The organism is Thauera phenylacetica B4P, assembly GCF_000310225.1.
GTDB lineage: Bacteria > Pseudomonadota > Gammaproteobacteria > Burkholderiales > Rhodocyclaceae > Thauera > Thauera phenylacetica.
This window is the reverse complement of record NZ_AMXF01000418.1, coordinates 1-1,811: the sequence shown is the minus strand read 5'-3', so window position 1 is coordinate 1,811 and position 1,811 is coordinate 1. Positions and strand designations below refer to the sequence as shown.

Genomic DNA, 1,811 nt, shown 5'->3' with positions numbered 1-1,811 from the left:
GGCCGCCGCCGCGCCCGCGGCCGCGGCGCCGGCGCCCCTGCCCGCCGCCGACAACCTGGAGGCGAGCTGGAACGACGTCTCGCAGGTGGATGTGCTCGGCCTCGAGGTCGGCTACCGCCTCATCCCGATGGTCGACAAGGGCCAGGACGGCGAGCTGCTCAAGCGCATCCGCGGCCTGCGCAAGAAGTTCGCCCAGGAGGTGGGCTTCCTGTCCGCGCCGGTGCACATCCGCGACAACCTCGAGCTCAAGCCCAACGGCTACCGCCTCGCGCTCAAGGGCGTCGAGGTCGGCGGCGGCGAGGCCTATCCCGGCCAGTTCCTCGCCATCAACCCGGGCCGCGTCTCCGGCCCGCTCGCAGGGCGCGAGACCACCGACCCCGCCTTCGGCCTGCCCGCGGTGTGGATCGACGCCACCATGCGCGAGCAGGCGCACGCGCTCGGCTACACCGTGGTCGACGCGAGCACGGTGGTGGCCACCCACCTCAACCACGTCATCCTCAACCACGCCGCCGAGCTGCTCGGCCGCCAGGAGACCCAGGCCCTGCTCGACCACCTCGGCAAGGAGTCGCCCAAGCTGGTCGAGGACCTCGTGCCCAAGCTGCTGCCGCTCGGTACCGTGCAGCGCGTGCTGCAGAACCTGCTCGAGGAGGGCGTCAACATCCGCGACATGCGCAGCATCATCGAGGTGCTCGCCGAAAACGCGCCGCGCGTGCAGGACCCCGCCCAGCTCACCACGCGGGTGCGCGAGGCCCTCGGCCGTGCGATCCTGCAGGGCCTGTTCCCGGGCAACGCCGAGGTCCAGGTCATGGCGCTCGAGCCCGGCCTCGAGCGCATCCTGATGCAGGCCATGGCCGCGGGCGGCGAGGGCGGGGCGATCGAGCCGGGCCTGGCCGACACCCTGCTGCGCCAGACCGCGCAGATCGCCCAGCGCCAGGAGGACATCGGCCTGCCGCCGGTGCTGCTGGTGCCCGCGCAGCTGCGCCTCTTGCTGTCGCGCTTCCTGCGCCGCGCCGTGCCCTCGCTCAAGGTGGTCTCCAACAGCGAGGTCCCGGAGAACCGCACCATCCGCGTCACCGCGATGGTGGGCGCGCAGGGCTGAGCGTCGCAGCCCGAGCCCGCATTCGCGCCTGCCAGCGCTCCTGCATGAACCGTCGCAGCTTGCGAGCCCCCTGTAGGAGCGGCGGCAGCCGCGAATGGGCGGTGCGGTGGCGACCGGCGATGTCGCGGGTCGACACGCTGCATTCGCGCCTGCCGGCGCTCCTACGTGAACCTGCGCGGCTTGCGGGCCCCTGTAGGAGCGGCGGCAGCCGCGAATGGGCGGTTGAGCAGCGACGGGCGATGTCGCGGATCGACACGCTGCATTCGCGCCTGCCGGCGCTCCTACGTGAACCTGCGCGGCTTGTGGGCCCTTGTAGGAGCGGCGGCAGCCGCGAATGGGTGATCGGAGCCGCCGCCGCGATCCGGCCTTCGGCATCGTCGGCCGAATAGGCGCGGGAAACCCGCTTTATTCGAACCCTGGCGATTGACACCCGCTGGCGATAATCCACATCAAGCAGTGGTCGATGACGACCACCGGGAGAATCGCCATGAACGTCAAACGCTACTTTGCCCCCACCGCCCGCGAGGCGCTCCGCGCGCTCAAGGAGGCCCTTGGTCCGGACGCGATCGTGCTCTCCAACCGCGCGGTCGAAGGCGGGGTGGAGATCCTCGCGCTGCCGGGCGAGGCGGTCGGTGCGCTGCAGGCGGCCAACCGCGCGGCGGTGGCGGCGAGGGCGGGCGGGGATGCCCGACCCGCATCCGCGCCGGCGCCC

1 protein-coding gene and 1 pseudogene are annotated in these 1,811 nt (G+C 72.3%); both read left to right on the top strand.

All coding sequences use genetic code 11. From position 1 onward, the window contains the following. The coding region (locus tag C667_RS22655; RefSeq protein WP_004387428.1) for an FHIPEP family type III secretion protein at positions 1–1,099 on the top strand (1,099 nt) is incomplete at its 5' end. Between the two features lie 487 nt (positions 1,100–1,586). Further along, positions 1,587–1,811: pseudogene (gene flhF / locus C667_RS22650) on the top strand (flagellar biosynthesis protein FlhF); the annotation flags it as partial.